The 15,140-nt window shown below is 59.4% G+C and carries 14 protein-coding genes; all 14 read right to left on the bottom strand.

All coding sequences use genetic code 11. The annotated features are described in order from the left end of the window. Positions 1 to 130: 130 nt before the first annotated feature. The 14 genes from waaC to bamA all read right to left on the bottom strand — a co-directional run bounded on the left by waaC (position 131) and on the right by bamA (position 15,045). A complete protein-coding gene (gene waaC, locus A6070_RS05080) occupies positions 131 to 1,180 on the bottom strand; it encodes a lipopolysaccharide heptosyltransferase I (protein ID WP_072287337.1) in 1,050 nt (349 codons plus the stop codon). Then, entirely contained in the window at positions 1,177 to 2,208 is a 1,032-nt protein-coding gene (gene waaF / locus A6070_RS05075) for a lipopolysaccharide heptosyltransferase II (protein ID WP_145926422.1), read from the bottom strand. Before waaF ends, waaC begins: the two co-directional genes overlap by 4 nt. 62 nt (positions 2,209 to 2,270) lie before the next feature. Continuing rightward, entirely contained in the window at positions 2,271 to 2,459 is a 189-nt protein-coding gene (locus A6070_RS05070) for a Trm112 family protein (RefSeq protein WP_072287336.1), read from the bottom strand. A 5-nt stretch (positions 2,460 to 2,464) separates the two neighbouring features. Then, positions 2,465 to 3,538, bottom strand: coding sequence for a tetraacyldisaccharide 4'-kinase (gene lpxK, locus A6070_RS05065; protein WP_072287335.1), 1,074 nt, complete (start codon positions 3,536 to 3,538; stop codon positions 2,465 to 2,467). A 1-nt stretch (position 3,539) separates the two neighbouring features. Next, on the bottom strand, positions 3,540 to 4,829 hold the full coding sequence (locus A6070_RS05060) for a 3-deoxy-D-manno-octulosonic acid transferase (RefSeq protein ID WP_072287334.1): 1,290 nt from the start codon (positions 4,827 to 4,829) through the stop codon (positions 3,540 to 3,542). Positions 4,830 to 4,852: 23 nt separating this feature from the next. Further along, positions 4,853 to 6,592, bottom strand: a complete 1,740-nt coding sequence (locus tag A6070_RS05055) for an ABC transporter ATP-binding protein (protein WP_072287333.1) — start codon at positions 6,590 to 6,592, stop codon at positions 4,853 to 4,855. Then, positions 6,589 to 7,767 (bottom strand): lipid-A-disaccharide synthase, encoded by a 1,179-nt coding sequence (gene lpxB, locus A6070_RS05050; RefSeq protein WP_072287332.1) that lies wholly within the window; start codon positions 7,765 to 7,767, stop codon positions 6,589 to 6,591. Before lpxB ends, A6070_RS05055 begins: the two co-directional genes overlap by 4 nt. A gap of 11 nt (positions 7,768 to 7,778) precedes the next feature. Beyond that, entirely contained in the window at positions 7,779 to 8,873 is a 1,095-nt protein-coding gene (locus A6070_RS05045; RefSeq protein ID WP_072287331.1) for a DegT/DnrJ/EryC1/StrS family aminotransferase, read from the bottom strand. A 106-nt stretch (positions 8,874 to 8,979) separates the two neighbouring features. Continuing rightward, on the bottom strand, positions 8,980 to 9,930 hold the full coding sequence (locus tag A6070_RS05040) for a Gfo/Idh/MocA family protein (protein WP_072287330.1): 951 nt from the start codon (positions 9,928 to 9,930) through the stop codon (positions 8,980 to 8,982). After that, positions 9,927 to 10,697 (bottom strand): acyl-ACP--UDP-N-acetylglucosamine O-acyltransferase, encoded by a 771-nt coding sequence (gene lpxA / locus A6070_RS05035; RefSeq protein ID WP_072287329.1) that lies wholly within the window; start codon positions 10,695 to 10,697, stop codon positions 9,927 to 9,929. Before lpxA ends, A6070_RS05040 begins: the two co-directional genes overlap by 4 nt. Positions 10,698 to 10,701: 4 nt before the next feature. Next, positions 10,702 to 11,145: a 3-hydroxyacyl-ACP dehydratase FabZ gene (gene fabZ, locus A6070_RS05030; protein ID WP_072287328.1), complete on the bottom strand. Its 444-nt coding sequence runs from the start codon at positions 11,143 to 11,145 to the stop codon at positions 10,702 to 10,704. Positions 11,146 to 11,149: 4 nt separating this feature from the next. Next, a complete protein-coding gene (gene lpxD, locus A6070_RS05025; protein WP_072287327.1) occupies positions 11,150 to 12,181 on the bottom strand; it encodes a UDP-3-O-(3-hydroxymyristoyl)glucosamine N-acyltransferase in 1,032 nt (343 codons plus the stop codon). Between the two features lie 9 nt (positions 12,182 to 12,190). Then, positions 12,191 to 12,703 (bottom strand): OmpH/Skp family outer membrane protein, encoded by a 513-nt coding sequence (locus A6070_RS05020; RefSeq protein WP_072287326.1) that lies wholly within the window; start codon positions 12,701 to 12,703, stop codon positions 12,191 to 12,193. Between the two features lie 98 nt (positions 12,704 to 12,801). After that, on the bottom strand, positions 12,802 to 15,045 hold the full coding sequence (bamA, locus tag A6070_RS05015; RefSeq protein ID WP_072287325.1) for an outer membrane protein assembly factor BamA: 2,244 nt from the start codon (positions 15,043 to 15,045) through the stop codon (positions 12,802 to 12,804). Positions 15,046 to 15,140 lie beyond the last annotated feature (95 nt).

The following is a 15,140-nucleotide window of genomic DNA, read 5'->3' as shown; positions in this document are numbered from 1 at the left end:
AAAAATTGCTCGTTTCCCATATGAAAACTACGCTGTCTCCATCCGCAGTTTCCGGATGGAGACAAGCTGATTTTCACCGGACATTTCCGGATGGACACCAGATAACATTTTGTCGCGCCCGCCGCCGAGATCACATGCTGCGCCGGGACAACAGTGCGCGACTCGCTTCAAGCACCTGGTCGACGCCGATGCTGTGACCGCATTCTGAATCCCGCGGGCAGTCTTTTCGCAGACAGGGCGAGCACTCCAGGGGACTCTGCAAGCGGATGTGCAACGGGCCGCGGGGTCCGTTTCGGCTGGCGTCCGTGACCCGAAAAATCGAAACCGTGGGGGTTTCAAGGGCGGCGGCAATGTGAATCGGCCCGGTGTCCCCGCCCACAACCAGATCCGCCCGCTCCAGCAGGGCAGCCAGTTCCTGCAGGCTGCCTCGCGGCCAGACCAGGGCGCGACCGTCGGTGACGCGCGATATCGCTTCGGCGGCCCGGTGCTCCTCATCGTTGCCCCAGATCAGAACCGGCCGCAGCTGGTCCTCCCGACACATCCGCAGGGCCAGATCCTGCCACGAATCGAGGGGCCACAGCTTGGTTTGCCAGGTGGTGCCGTATTGCAGAACCACCAGGCTTTGGCCGTTCAGACCCAACGCGCAAAGCTGTTTCTCCACAGCGGTACGGGCTGCGGGGGAAACGGACATGGGGCCGGCGAGGGAGCGAACCGTACCAAGAGGAAAGGCGGCACGAGCCAAGGCAAGGGATCGGTCGCTGACGTGGTGATCCGCCGCGGTAAGCTGCACCTTGTGATTGGTCGCCAACAGGTTGGGCCATTCCCGCACGCCGCTGGAGGAGAATCCATAACGCCGGGGAGCTCCACAAAGCAAGGTGAACAGACCGCTTTTGCAGTTACCTTGCAAATCAAGCACCAGGTCGTAACGTTCGCTGCGCAATTCTTTCAGGGTATCCATGACCCCGGCCCAGACCGCGCCAGGACCTTGCCGGCGCCAGCGCTTGAGGCCAAGGCGATGGATCCGGCGCAGAGCCGGATGGCCATCGAGCAACGGCGCAAAGGCCTCTTCCACCAGCCAGTCGATGCTGGTTTCGGGATAGGCGCTTTTGATATGCGTCAATACCGGCAGGGCATGCACCACATCGCCAAGGGCGCTTATTTTGACGATCAGAACCCTCATGCGGTCCCTCCGAGCAAGGCACGGGCCGCTTGCATGACGTCTTCGGCGGTAATGGCACGCATGCAACGGTGATCGGTGGGGCACTGGCGCAGCAGGCAGGGCGCGCAGGCCGTTGCCTTGCGCACGATACGGCTGTTTTTTGACCAGGGCGAAGTGGTGCTGTGATCGGTCGGACCGAACACCGCCACGATCGGGATATCAAAAGCCGCGGCCACGTGCATCGGCCCCGAATCGTTGGTCACCACCAGCCGGCAGGATGCCAGCACGGCCATCATCTGCCGTATCGAAGTTTTGCCAATGAGGTTCAGAACCGGCGCCTGTATGGCCTGTTCGATATCCCTGCCGATTTCCTGCTCCGCGGGGCCGCCGGTCAACACCACGCGCAGGCCGAATTCCCGGTGCAGACTGTCGGCGACCTCGGCAAACCGCTCGGGCAGCCAACGCTTCGCCGAACCGTAGGCGGCGCCGGGATTGATGGCGACCCAGCCGCCGTCACCGAGGGTATGAAGCGCCCACGCGGTTTCTTCGGCATTGCAGGTCAGACGCAGGCGACCATCGCCCTGCGTCGCGATGAATTGCCGCAACATGAAACGATAATACTCCGTGTGATGCAATCGTTTCTGCTCGGGGCCGACCGCCACACCGTGGGTCAGCAGCCAGCCGCGGGCATCGGTCCGATAGCCGACGCGCCTCGGCACACCGGCCAGAAACGCCATGACGGCGGCTTCGATGGCATTCTGCAGCAGAATCGCCAGATCGAAGTTTTCCTCGCGCAACGCACGGGAGAACCGCCAAAGTCCGGCCATTCCGGCATGGGGACCCTTTTTGTCGTAGACCAGCACCCGGTCGCAATCGGGATGGCAGGTGAAAAGCTGTGCGACAAGGGGATTGGCGATGACCACTATTTCGGCTTCGGGAAAGGCGCGACGCACATCGGCCATGGCCGGCGTGGTCATCACCGCGTCCCCAACCCAGTTGGTGGAACGCACCATGATGCGGTGCACCGTTTTCGGATCAATCGGTTTCAATGGCTGTCACTCCGTCAATGCCCCGATTCGGAGCAAGAGGCCCGGATGGGAGAAAAGTGCCGTCATGTGCCGGGGTGTTCGGCGTGAAACGGCAGCGCTTCGTCGACAAGCATCACGGGGATGCCGTCCACTACGGGATAAAGCAGCCGGCAATGGTCGCAGGCCAGCGCTTCGGGCGGCCCTATCGGTCGCAAAGGCCCCTTGCATTGCGGACAGGCCAGTATTTCAAGCAGTTCTCGATCAACAGGCATGGTATTTACCCTTTCGCATCGATGACGGCAAACAGCCGCTTTTCCAATTCTCCCGTTTCGAAAAATTCCACATCCATCGTTACGACATAACAGGGCAGAGGCAGGCGCGCCGCCATCAGCTTGACAGCGTCTTTTTCGGTGGTGATCAGATAATCCGCCTGAACCGACGCGGCCACCAACCGGGAAAGATCCTGTCCATCATACTTTGTGTGGTCCGAAAAACAAAGGGTCTGATGCAGTTTCAGACCGCGCTGTTCAAGACCGTGAAAGAAATTCTGCGGCTCGGCAATGCCCGCGAAAGCCAGGCCACGCAGCTTCGCCAATTGGGCAAAGGACCAGGAATTGCCATTCGGACCGATGGCATGATCCGCCATGACGTGCCGGCAGCGCAGCACGGGTCCGGGCAGCAGTGGAGGATCCGCGCCGGGACCGGAGGCACGGGTCAATAAAAACAGGCTGCCGCGCTTCAAAGCAGAGATCGGTTCCCGCAGGATGCCGGCCGGAAGCACTCTGCCATTACCAAAGGGCCGCGATGCATCGAGCAGCACCAGATCGAAGTCCCTTGCAACCGCAAGATGCTGAAACCCGTCATCAAGCAGCACCAGGTCGGCTCCCAGGCAGTCAACAGCATAACGCACGCCATCGGCGCGGCGCGGCGCGACCACCACGCAGGCGCAAGGATTGCGGCGAGCCAGCAGCCAGGGCTCGTCACCGGCCTGCCGCACATCCAGAACCGGACCCTTGCCCGCCGACACCACGCGCAGTGCCGGTCCGTCCGCACTTCCATAACCACGGCTGACCACCGCCACGCGCCTGCCCCGGGACAAACAGCAACGGATAAGATAGTCGACAACCGGCGTCTTGCCGGTGCCTCCCACGCTCAGATTGCCGACGGATATGACCGGAACTGGCGCACGGTAGACATGCAACCAGCCAATGCGGTACAGAAAAGCCCGCAGACGCATGAGGGCCGCGTACAAAAAGCTTACCGGCAGCAACAGGACATACACCAGCCATTCCAAAAAAGCGTGCGGTCCCGCAACACCAAGGCGGCGGTAAAACAAAACCGGTCTGAACATGCTATGACCTCAACAGGCGCCGCATAACCTCCACCGTGCGCTGCGTGGCGCCGGCATGCTGCCGCAAGAACCGGAATCCGGCCTCGCCCATGGACTGCCTGAGCTGGCGATCGGCCAGCAATGCGCTCATGGCATCGCCCAGATCCTCGGCCTGAACCATCCGGCCGCCGCCGGCCTCGACCAGAAGGTGGGCGATTTCCCGGAAATTTTCCATGTGAGGTCCAAACAAAACCGGTTTTTTGAGTAACGCTGCTTCCAGCACGTTGTGCCCGCCCACAGGCACCAGACTGCCGCCGACAAAAACCACGTCGCCGGCCGCATAAAGATTCAGCAACTCGCCGACCGTATCGACCAGCAGCACCTCGCCGGTTTGCAAGGGAGTCTTGCGGCGGTCAAGGTCGGTGCGAGCCGTCCAGCCAAGCCCGCGGCTCGTCATTAACTGTCCCACCTCCGGACAGCGGCCCGGATGACGTGGCGCAAGCACCAGACAGACGCCGGTGTTTTGCCGCTGTATTTTCTCAAAGGTTTCAAGTATCTGCTCTTCTTCGCCGGGGTGCGTGCTCCCGGCCACCCAGACCAGGGCATCGGCGGGCAATTTGTAAACGGCGCGCATCTCCTGAGAGGAACGGTTGCCGATACCGTCACAGGACATGTCGAATTTGAGATTACCGGACACCTCGACCCGCTCCGGAGACGCGCCGAGCGCCAGGATGCGTTCCCTATCCTGGCGGGTCTGCATGCACAGGAATGCGAACCGGTTCAGTACAGGCCGCAGCAGGGAGCGAATTTTATGATACCGGGGGAAGGACCGGTCCGATATGCGCCCATTGACCAGCACCAGCGGAATCGAGGCGCGATGGGCGCACCGCACCAGATTCGGCCAGATTTCGGTTTCGACAATGACAACCATGGCGGGGCGCAACTGGCGCAAAACCCGCCGCACCGCCAGGGAAATATCAAAGGGAAAAAACAGACACAGGTCGATCTCGGCGATTTCCCGGGCGATGGCGTGGCCGGTTTCGGTAACATTGCTGAGAACCAGCGCGTATTCCGGAAAAGCTTTTTTGAGGGCCCGGATCAGGGAAATGGCGGCTCTGGTTTCTCCCACCGACACGGCATGCAGCCACAGCACCGGGCGATTTTCCAGCGGTGCCAGGCGCCCTCTGGCATACCAGCCCAAGCGCTCGCGCAACCCCTGCCGGTTCTTGCCGCCGCAGTGTCTGCGCAACAGATACCAGGGCACCAGCAACAGGCAACAAAACAGCCAGATCAGATCATACAGCAGGTACACGCCATCCTCCCCTCGCCTGCCGGTCAGACACGGTCGGCAAACTGCATTTCATATAAACGCCGATAAAGCCCCTCGCCGGACAACAGATCCTGGTGCCTGCCGGTTTCGCAGATGCGGCCATTTTCGAGCACGACGATTTTATCGGCATGCATGACCGTTGAAAGCCGGTGGGCGACAACGATGGTCGTGCGATTTTCCATCAGATTGACCAGGGCCTTCTGCACCATGGCTTCGCTCTCCGTATCCAGAGCGCTGGTAGCTTCGTCCAGCAGCAGGATCGGCGCGTCGCGCAGGATGGCGCGGGCGATGCAGATTCGCTGCCGCTGGCCTCCGGACAAACGCACGCCGCGATCGCCGATGACCGTCTCGTATCCCTCCGGCATGACGCTGAGGAACTCGTCCGCGTAGGCAAGAGAGGCCGCCTTTTCCACCTCGCCGTCCGTAGCTTCCGGACGACCGTAGCGGATGTTGTTGCGGATCGTATCGTTGAACAGAAATGTTTCCTGATCGACCAGGGCGATGCTCTGTTTGAGACTTTGCTGAGTGAGTTGCCGGATATCCTGGCCGTCGATCAGAATGCGGCCCTGCTGAGGGTCGTAAAACCGGTTGAGCAGCCCGATAATGGTCGATTTGCCGCTGCCACTCGGGCCTACCAGCGCGACGATCTCGCCGGCCTGGATAGCGAGATTGAAATCGTGCAGGACCGGCTCCTCCCCATAGGAAAAACCGACATGATCAAACCGTATGTGGCCGGCCGGACGGGCGGCCACCAGGGCGTCTTCCCGATCCACGATATCAAGTTTTTCATCCATCAGCTCAAACACACGCTCGGCCGAACCGAGGGCGCGCTGCACGGCGTTGCTGACCTTGGTCAGGCGCTTCAGGGGCGCGTACATCATCAACATGGCGGCCAGAAAGGAGGACAGGTCACCCTGGGTCATCGCGCCCTGGCTGACCCGTTGAATGCCGTACCAGAGCACCGCCCCGATTCCGATGGAAGAAAGGATTTCCACCACCGGCGTCGCCGCCGAATCGTATTTGAGCACCTTGCGAATAAAATAATAAAATCGCTGATTCTCTTTTCGAAAACGTTCGCTCTCGCGGGTTTCGGTACCAAAGGCCTTGATCACCTTGATCCCGGCAAGGCTTTCCTGCAGCACGCGGGTCAGGTTGCCGAGAGCCCCCTGCCCTCTGCGGGTATTGTCCTTGATGCGCCGGCCGATGACACTGGCGGGCACGATGGAGATCGGCATCACCACAAAAGCGATGCTGGCGAGGCGCCAGTCGCTCTGGAAAGCCACCACCGTGAGACCGACAAGGGTGAAACTCTCTCTCAGCCCCTCCACCACCACGTCCGCGGCAGTGCGCTGCAGCGACCCGACATCGTTCAGAATGCGGGACATCACATTGCCAGTGGAACTGCGTGAAAAATAGCCCATGGAAAGGTTCATGGAGTGCCGGTAAAGATCGTTGCGAATATCCTGCACCACCAACTGGCCGGCGGTTTTGATGAAATATTCCTGGATATAGCGGCCGGCGCCCTTGATCAGAGCCAGTCCCAGGACAATGATCGGCACCAGATTGACCAGACCGCTTTTGCTGGCGATCAGCACATCATCGACAAAAGGCTTGACGAGCTTGGCGGTAGCCACATCGGAACCGGACACCAGCAGCGATGCCGCCATCGCCAGCAGTATCCTGAAAAGGTAGGGCTTCGAATAGCGATACAGACGCCTGTAGAGTAGCCGTGGGTTGTATCTCACGCAGAACGCTCCTTGGCTGTGCTTTTGCGGCTCAGTTCCGATACCATGCGGGCTACCCGTGCGGCGCAGCCGCCCTCACCCATGCGATGCTGAATGGCGGCGAGGCCGGCACGCATGGCGTCGTTGTAATCCGGATTCGTGAGAATCGCTTCAATCTCCCGCGCGATTTGATCCGGGGTTGCCTGCTGCTGTATGAACTCCTTGACCACACCACGACCGGCCACGATATTGGCCAGTCCGATAAACGGCACGCGGATCAGGCGCTTGCCGATGGCATAGCTCAACGGCGCCATTTTGTAGACAATGGCCATCGGAGTGCCGACCAGCGCAATCTGCAGGGTAACGGTTCCGGACACGGTAATTATCGCGTCGCAGGCCTTTATGGTGTCGTAGATGCTGCCGTCGGTCAGGGTCACGGGCAGGCCAAAAGGCGCCACCAGATCCTGCATATCCTGCCTGCGGAAACTCGATGCCACCGGCAGAAGAAACTGGGCATCGGGAAAAGATCTGCGCAGAAGAACCGCGGATTGCAGAATCGTTGTCGCAATATATTTCAACTCGTTTTTGCGGCTGCCGGGGAAAAGCCCGATCACGGGCCTGTCGGGGTCAAGTCCCAATGCCCGCAGATAGCTGCAACGTTCGCTGGAAATTTCAAACGCGTCAAGCAGGGGATGTCCGACATATTCGACATCGATGTCCAGGCCCTTGTAAAGCTCGGGCTCAAACGGGAAAATGGCGGCCAGTCGATCGACCACCGCGGCAATACGGCGCACCCTGCCCCGCCGCCACGCCCAGACCTGCGGACTCACATAGTAGACCACGGGCACCCCGGCCTTCTTCGCCTGGGCTGCCAGCAACAGATTGAATTCGGCGAAATCGATCAGCACCAGCACATCGGGTCGCTGTGGTCCATGCAGGATTTTTTTCAGGCGCCGGAAAGCGCGCCAGAGGGCCGGCAGGTGGCCCAGAACCTCCACCAGCCCCATAACCGCCAGTTCCTCACCGGGGATGAGGATTTCGCACCCCGCCCTGGCCATGCAAGGGCCGCCAACGCCGAAAAACTGCAGGCCGGGATCAAGGTGACCCGCGGCTTCGATCAAATGGGCGCCATGCAGATCACCGGAGGCTTCGCCGGTGACGATCATGACACGACCGGTTGTTGGTAACGTGGGCATCTCTTCCGAACCTACAGGGCTGCGAGCAGAGTGCGGCAGACGAGATCGATCTGCGCCTCGGTCAGTTCCGGATACATGGGCAGGCTCAGCACCTCGGCGGCAATCCGTTCCGTAACCGGCAGGCAAACGCCGGCGCAGGCCCCGGCAAAGACCTCCTGCCGATGCAACGGCACAGGATAGTAGATGGCCGAAGCAATACCCTCGGCGGCCAGTGCCGCCTGCACTTTCGCACGATTTTTGAGGCGCACGGTATATTGATGAAAAACATGGGAACCGGCGCCCTCCGCACCAGGAATCAGAACATCGGCATGACGCAAGCGTTCGTTGTAGCGGGCGGCATTCTCGCGACGCAACCGGTTATAACGATCGATATGCTTGAGCTTGGTACGCAGAATGACCGCCTGCAGATCGTCCAGTCGGCTGTTATACCCGATAACCGCATGATGATAGCGCTCGCGACTGCCATGGTTGCGCAGCATGACGATATCCTGCGCCAGACCGTCATCGTCGGTGACAATCATGCCGCCATCGCCATAACATCCCAGATTTTTGCTCGGGAAAAACGAGAAACACCCCAAATCGCCCCAGGCACCGGTCATGCGCCCCTGGTAGACAGCGCCGAAGGACTGGGCACAGTCCTCCACCATACGCAGCCCGTGCTTTTCGCACAAAGCGGCAATCGGCCGCAGATCGGCCGGCAGTCCGAACAGGTGCACGGGAATCACCGCCCGGGTCCTCTCGGTGATGGCATTTTCGATCCCGGCCGGATCGATATTGAAGGTAGCGGGGTCGATATCGACAAACACCGGCGTGGCGCCGACATAGGCAATGGCCTCGGCGGTCGCAATGAAGGTAAACGCCGTGGTGATGACCTCATCGCCCGCGCCGATGCCGGCAGCGCGCAATGCCAGATGCAGGGCATCGGTTCCGGAGGCGACACCAAACGCGTGCCGCACGCCGCAGTAATCGGCGATTTCCCGTTCCAGAGCTTCACCCTGCGGGCCGAGCACAAAGCGGGTGGACTCGAGAACCTCGGACAACCCCCGGCTAATTTCCTCCTTGAGACTTTCGTATTGCCCTTTAAGGTCAACCATGGGAATGGACATATATGTAAGTATCCTTTGTGTTAAAGGTGCCTGCAGTGCCAATAATAAAAGGCGAGGACTGGCAAAGGGGCCTCGCCTTGCGCGCAATCTGTCGGACAGCCGCCTCTCAGCCCGGCAGGATACCCCCCAGACAGCTGCTGATCTGCAAGGCCACGGCAAGCGCGCGACGGCCATCTTCGCCAGCGACAACCGGCGATGTCCCCGTCCTGACGGCTGCGACGAAGGCCGCAATCTCGTCCCGCAGCGCATCGCTTTCCGCAAATCCCTTTTCCTTCATGGTAATACCCGGCAGCCCTGGCAGCGCCATGCCATCACCGCCCTTGCGGCACACGGCGATGCGCCGTTTCTGGTAGTCGATCGAGAAATATCCGTCGGACTGAAATACCCGTACCTTGCGCATTGCATCGCGACTGACGCGACTGGCGGTCACGTTGGCAACGCAGCCGCTGGCAAACTCGAGCCTGGCATTGGCAATGTCGACTTCATGGGACAGCACCGGGACACCGGAGGCGTGAACCGCAACCAGTTCCGATTGCACCATGTTCAGGATGATATCGATATCGTGGATCATCAGATCCAGCACCACATTGACATCGGTCCCTCGCCCTCGAAACGGCGTCAGTCGGTGGGATTCGATGAACATGGGTTTGTGCAACTCGCCGTTCAACGCCACAATCGCCGGATTGAAACGCTCAAGGTGTCCAACCTGCAGCAAGACGCCTTGCTGCCGCGCCACGGCAATCAGTTCATCCGCCTCGTCCACCGTCTCGGTAATCGGCTTTTCCACCAGGACGTGCCGCCCAGCGGCCAGAAACTCCCTGGCCACGGCAAAATGCAGACGGGTCGGCACCACGATGGAAACGACGTCGATCCTGTCGAGAAGTTCACGATAATCCGCATAAGCGGCACAGCCGACTTCGGCGGCGACGCGCTCGGCGGCTTCCCGGTTCACGTCGGCCACACCGACCAGCTCGACATCGGTCAGTGCCGCGTACTTCTGGGCATGAAATCTCCCGAGGTAGCCAACCCCTATGACCGCGGCCCTCAGAGCGCTCACCGTGCCACGCCCCTTTCACTGGCCCGGATGAAGTCGACAAATGCGCGGATCTCGGGCGCATCGGAAATTTCGGCGGTGATGCGCGAAAGCGCTTCTTCCTGCCGCAGGTTGCTGCGAAACATCAGTTTGTAGGCTTGTTTGATGTCACGTACCAGAGCATCGGAAAAATTGCGGCGTTTCAGTCCGACCAGATTGATTCCGGCCGCTTTGGCGCGATCTCCCTGGGCGATGATATAGGGGGCAATATCCTGCGCCACCATGCTGCCGCCGCTGATCATGGCATGACACCCGACACGGGTAAACTGGTGTACCGCTGACAGTCCACCAAGGATCGCCCAGTCGTCCACCTTGACATGACCGCCAAGGGTGGCGCCATTGGCGAGAATGACCCGGTTGCCGATGGCGCAGTCGTGGGCGACGTGGGCGTAGGCCATGAAAAGGTTGTCGCTGCCGACCACCGTCTCACCACCGCCGTCCTGGGTGCCGCGATGCATGGTGACGAATTCCCGGATGGTGTTGCGATCTCCGATGCGCAGGGTGGACTGCTCCCCGTGAAATTTTAGATCCTGCGGCTCGGCGCCGATGCTAGCGAACTGGAAGATGCGGTTGTCCTTGCCGATCCGGGTCCAGCCTTCGACAACGGCATGGGCTCCGATGCGGGTGCCGGCGTCGATGCTTACATGGGAACCGATAACCGCATAGGGTCCTATTTCCACGCTGTCGTGGATGCGCGCGCCGTCTTCAACGATTGCCGTTTTATGAATCATGAGATCAATCCTGCGAACGGGGTGCAAAGACTGCTTTTAATTCCGCCTGCGCCACCAGGTTGCCGTCAACCATGGCTTTGCCATCAAAGACATGCAGGCCGCGCCGGTTGCTGATCATTTCCAGTTGCAGGTGCAGCACATCGCCAGGCCCCACCGGCCGCCGGAAACGGGCCTTGTCGATGCCGGTGAAATAAGGCACCTGATCGGCCTTGTCGCCGGCGGTCAGGGCGGCGACAGCTCCACCGACCTGGGCCATGGCCTCGATGATCAGCACCCCTGGCATGATGGGATGCCCCGGGTAATGTCCCTGGAAAAACGGTTCGTTGATGGTGACGTTTTTAATGCCAACGGCCCGCTTCCCCGGCTCCAGATCCACAATACGGTCGACGAGCAGAAATGGGTACCGATGCGGCAGCAATTTCATGATATCGAGAATTTCGAGGGTCATGCGGTTACCTTTCCCTTACCAGTTTTTCCAGTTCTTCAATGCGTTTCTGCAGACTGCTGACGGTCTTGCGCATGGACGGCAGGTTTTTCACGGCGGCGGAGGCCTTGAGCCATTCCCTGTGGGGCATGCCGGGCGTACCGGAAAAAACCTGACCGGCCGGCAGATCACTCATGATCCCGCTTTGCGCGGCAACCATGGTGTTGTCGCCAATCTTGATATGCCCGGCCAGGCCGGCCTGTCCGCCAATGGTGCAGTGGTTGCCTACCTTGCTGCTGCCGGCAATGCCGACCTGCGCCACCAGAATGGTATCTTCGCCAATGGTCACGTTATGCGCGATCTGCACCAGATTGTCGATCTTGGTACCGCGTTTCACCAGCGTGACCCCCATCGCCGCCCGGTCGATGCAGACATTGGCGCCGACCTCCACATCGTCTTCGAGCACCACGATGCCGACCTGCGGAATTTTATAGTAACCCCTGCCGTCGGGAGCGAACCCGAATCCGTCGGAACCGATAACGGCGCCGGGCTGCACAATCACGCGATGCCCGATGCGGCACCCTTCCCTGACCAGAACCCCGGCATGCACCAGACAGTCTTCCCCGACTTCCACCCCATCATAGAGGACCACCCCGGGATAGAGGATGGTGCCGCGGCCGATACGCACATTTTTGCCGACAACGCAGCCGGGATAAACGGTAATGTCCTCACCAAGCTCGGCGGTCGAATCGACCCAGGCCCCATCCATCACCCCCCGCGGCGCGGGGCGTTGCCCATGCAGCGCCGTGAGAACCTTGGCGAAAGCCAGGTAGGGGTTGTCGCACACCAGCATGGCAAGACCGGGGCATTCAAACCCCGGCTTGATGATAACAGCAGATGCGGTGGTATCCTTGAGCCTGGCCAGATACCTGGGATTGGCGACGAAGGTGATATCGCCGGGTCCGGCGCTGTCGATCGGTGCCATGCGATGGATGACGACAGAACCGTCGCCAACCACCTCGGCGCCGAGCAGGGCCGCCAATTCATTCAGGGTCGGCATGCTATCTCCTTATTTTCCCTTGTGTTTCTTGTCGTAGGCCTTGACAACGGCATCGGTCATGTCAACGGCGGGATTGGTGTACAGCGTGGTGCTTTTTTCAATAATGACGTCGTAACCGCCTTTGGCGCCCAGGTCCTTGACGATTTTGGCCACTTCGTCGAGAATTTTGGAAGTCGCCTGGCGGTCCTCCCGCTGCAGTTCTTCCTGAGCGTCCTTGCCAAACCGCTGAAAATCCTTGATCTTGTTCTGCAGATCACGCTCTTTCTGGGCAGCGGCGTCCTTGGACAGCACCATCTTCTGCTTTTCGAACTCATCGTTGGCTTTTTTCAGAGCAGCCTGCCGGCTCTGCATGGTCTTCTGGAAGGACTCGGCCTTGGTTGCGATGGTCTTCTGCGCCGCCTGGCCAGCGGCCGAGGTACGCAAAACCTTCTGCAGATCGATAACGCCGACTTTTCCGGCGGCGCCGGCCGGTACCGCGGCAAAAAGCATTACAGCTGCCAGAAATCCACAAATCTTCTTCATGTCAGGCTCCTTTAGGGTAAGTGTATCGGCCCAGTTTTCTTATCGCACACACTGTGTGAAGGGCAGTTGTCAGCCGTGACTGCCCGGATCTCGTTCATTTAAAACATTCTGCCAACCGAAAAATCGAAGGCGGTAGGTTCTTCCCATTCCTCCGGGTCCAGATTGTAACCCCAGGCAAACCGCAGCGGCCCCATGGGGCTGTTCCAGCTGATGCCGGCGCCAACGCTGTAACGCATTTCGGAGAACATGGATTCATCGGTATCCCAGGCGTTGCCGGTATCGAAAAACAGCAGGCCCTTCATCTTCATTTCCTTCAGCAGCGGGAAGGTCAGTTCGAAATTGAACACCGCCTCCTTGGCGCCTCCGTAAAAATCGCCCGTCTCGGGGTCCCGCGGGCCGACTTCCCGGGATTCAAAGCCACGCAGGGAGTTCATGCCGCCCAGAAAAAACCGCTCGTCGAGAGGAATCGACTTGTCGCCCATTTCCTGGATATAGCCGAGCTGACCGTGAATGCTGAAGACCATGTTCCAGGGCAGCGGATAAAAGAACCGATGGTCGGCCGTGTACTTGATGAAACGCTCCGTACCTCCCAGACCGGCATATTCAACGGCGATTTCCGTAATGTTGCCGCGGCTCGGATCAGGGCGGAAATCGGTGGTGTTGCGGCTCAGGGATGCGGTGAAGGACGACAGCGTATGCTTGCCTTCCTGTTCCTTGATCATCCAGCTGGCGTCATCATCGACATCGGTAATGTTTTTCTTTTCATAGCGATAGACAAAGAAGGACCGGATATCGTCGGTAATCGGCAGGCCGAGCTTGATGTCACCACCGGTGGTTTCGCGCTCAAAATCGGTCCATTCCCGTTCGGTGTCGTAGAGATCGAAACCGAGGGCCAGATCGCGGTCGAGAAAATAGGGGTCGAGCAGGCCGATGCGGTAAACCGTGCGGCTGCCGCCCAGCGAACCGGACAGATCGAGACGCAAACCACGGCCGAGAAAGTTATCCTGGGACACGGAACCCTGCAGCATCAGGCCGTCGACGGAAGAAAAACCCGCACCGATGCTGAAACTGCCCGTGGCGCGTTCCTTGACATCGATGTCGACATCCATCAGTGACAGATCGTCGCCCTTGCGGGTGGTCAGATTGACTTCGTCGAAATATCCGAGATTGTTGATCTTGCGACGACTGTCCTTGATCAGGGAGGCGCTGTAGACATCCCCTTCCGCCAGCTTGACCTGCCGCCGGATGACCTTGTCGCGGGTACGGGTGTTGCCGGCGACGTTGATGCGGCCGATACGGGCACGGATGCCCTGCTCGACATCGAAGGTAATGTCGACCCTGCGGGTCTCTTCATTCACTTCGGTTTCGGGCGTGACGTTAACGTAGGCGAAGCCGGTATCGGCGTACTGATCATTAAGCTTGAGCATGTCCTCGCGCATGACTTTGCGACTGAAGACATCCCCTTCCTTCATGCTCATGACGCCGAGCAGTTCCTGCTTGTCCTTGAGCAGATCCCCCGACACATCCATTTTCCCGGCAAAAAACTGCGGTCCCTCCTCGATTTCGTAAAGCAGTTCCATCGACTTTTTATCGGCCAGCAGATTGGCCACAGGACCTTTGACGCGTACCTGGATGTAGCCTTCGTTGTAGTACTGGTCGGCAATAATGTCCCGGTCGACCTTGGTCATTTCCTCGTTATAACCACCCCGGCCGGTAATAAAGGACAAAAACCATTTCTCCTTGGACAACATGGCTTTTTTCAGTTGCTTGGCCTTGAAAACCGTATTGCCCTCGAAGCGGATATTGGTTACGTAAACCTTGTCGCCCTCATTGATATTGAAGGTGATGGTGGCTTCCTGGCGCTCGTTGATATCGACCTTCGCATCGATTTCGGTGGCGTAGTAGCCCTGCTGGACGTAGGCGCGTTTGATAATATCGGTGGCGTCACGAACGACCTGCGGACGATAGAATTCTATCTTCTGCGCATTGACCATTTCTCCGAGCTTCTCGGATTTTATCTCCGAGTTGCCGGTAAAGTTGATTTTCCGCAGCAGGGGCCGTTCGCTTACCTTGAATACCAGAGCCTTCTTGCCGTCGCGTTCAACCAGCTCGGCGGAAACATCCTGGAAGCGGCCGGTTTTGAAGATCGCCTCGATGTTACGGTCGATCTCCTCGACTGTAACGGAGGTGCCGGGCGCAACCGTCAGCACCCCTTCGATGTAACCGCGCTCGACGCGGCGGTTGCCGTCGATCAGCACCTGATCCACCTGAACCGGAGAAGCCATCCCGACGACCGGTATCAACCATAGCGATATCAGCCAGATTATCCAACGATTCTTCATGCAGCCATTACTCCGAACAGGCAAGAAAGTGGGTCATTATAGGTAAAGATCGCGAGGGTGTAAACCCCCTCAAACGCCGGCGGCTCCGAGCACCA

Origin of the sequence: Syntrophotalea acetylenica (assembly GCF_001888165.1) — a bacterium.
GTDB lineage: Bacteria > Desulfobacterota > Desulfuromonadia > Desulfuromonadales > Syntrophotaleaceae > Syntrophotalea > Syntrophotalea acetylenica.
This window is presented reverse-complemented; position numbering and strand designations above follow the sequence as displayed.

Bases quoted from the DNA above. Each gene is read 5' to 3' on its own strand.
- waaC (WP_072287337.1), bottom strand. From the start codon at position 1,180: ATGAGGGTTCTGATCGTCAAAATAAGCGCCCTTGGCGATGTGGTGCAT.
- A6070_RS05070 (WP_072287336.1), bottom strand. From the start codon at position 2,459: ATGCCTGTTGATCGAGAACTGCTTGAAATACTGGCCTGTCCGCAATGC.
- lpxK (WP_072287335.1), bottom strand. From the start codon at position 3,538: ATGTTCAGACCGGTTTTGTTTTACCGCCGCCTTGGTGTTGCGGGACCG.
- lpxB (WP_072287332.1), bottom strand. From the start codon at position 7,767: ATGCCCACGTTACCAACAACCGGTCGTGTCATGATCGTCACCGGCGAA.
- A6070_RS05045 (WP_072287331.1), bottom strand. From the start codon at position 8,873: ATGTCCATTCCCATGGTTGACCTTAAAGGGCAATACGAAAGTCTCAAG.
- lpxA (WP_072287329.1), bottom strand. From the start codon at position 10,697: ATGATTCATAAAACGGCAATCGTTGAAGACGGCGCGCGCATCCACGAC.
- fabZ (WP_072287328.1), bottom strand. From the start codon at position 11,145: ATGACCCTCGAAATTCTCGATATCATGAAATTGCTGCCGCATCGGTAC.
- lpxD (WP_072287327.1), bottom strand. From the start codon at position 12,181: ATGCCGACCCTGAATGAATTGGCGGCCCTGCTCGGCGCCGAGGTGGTT.
- A6070_RS05020 (WP_072287326.1), bottom strand. From the start codon at position 12,703: ATGAAGAAGATTTGTGGATTTCTGGCAGCTGTAATGCTTTTTGCCGCG.
- bamA (WP_072287325.1), bottom strand. From the start codon at position 15,045: ATGAAGAATCGTTGGATAATCTGGCTGATATCGCTATGGTTGATACCG.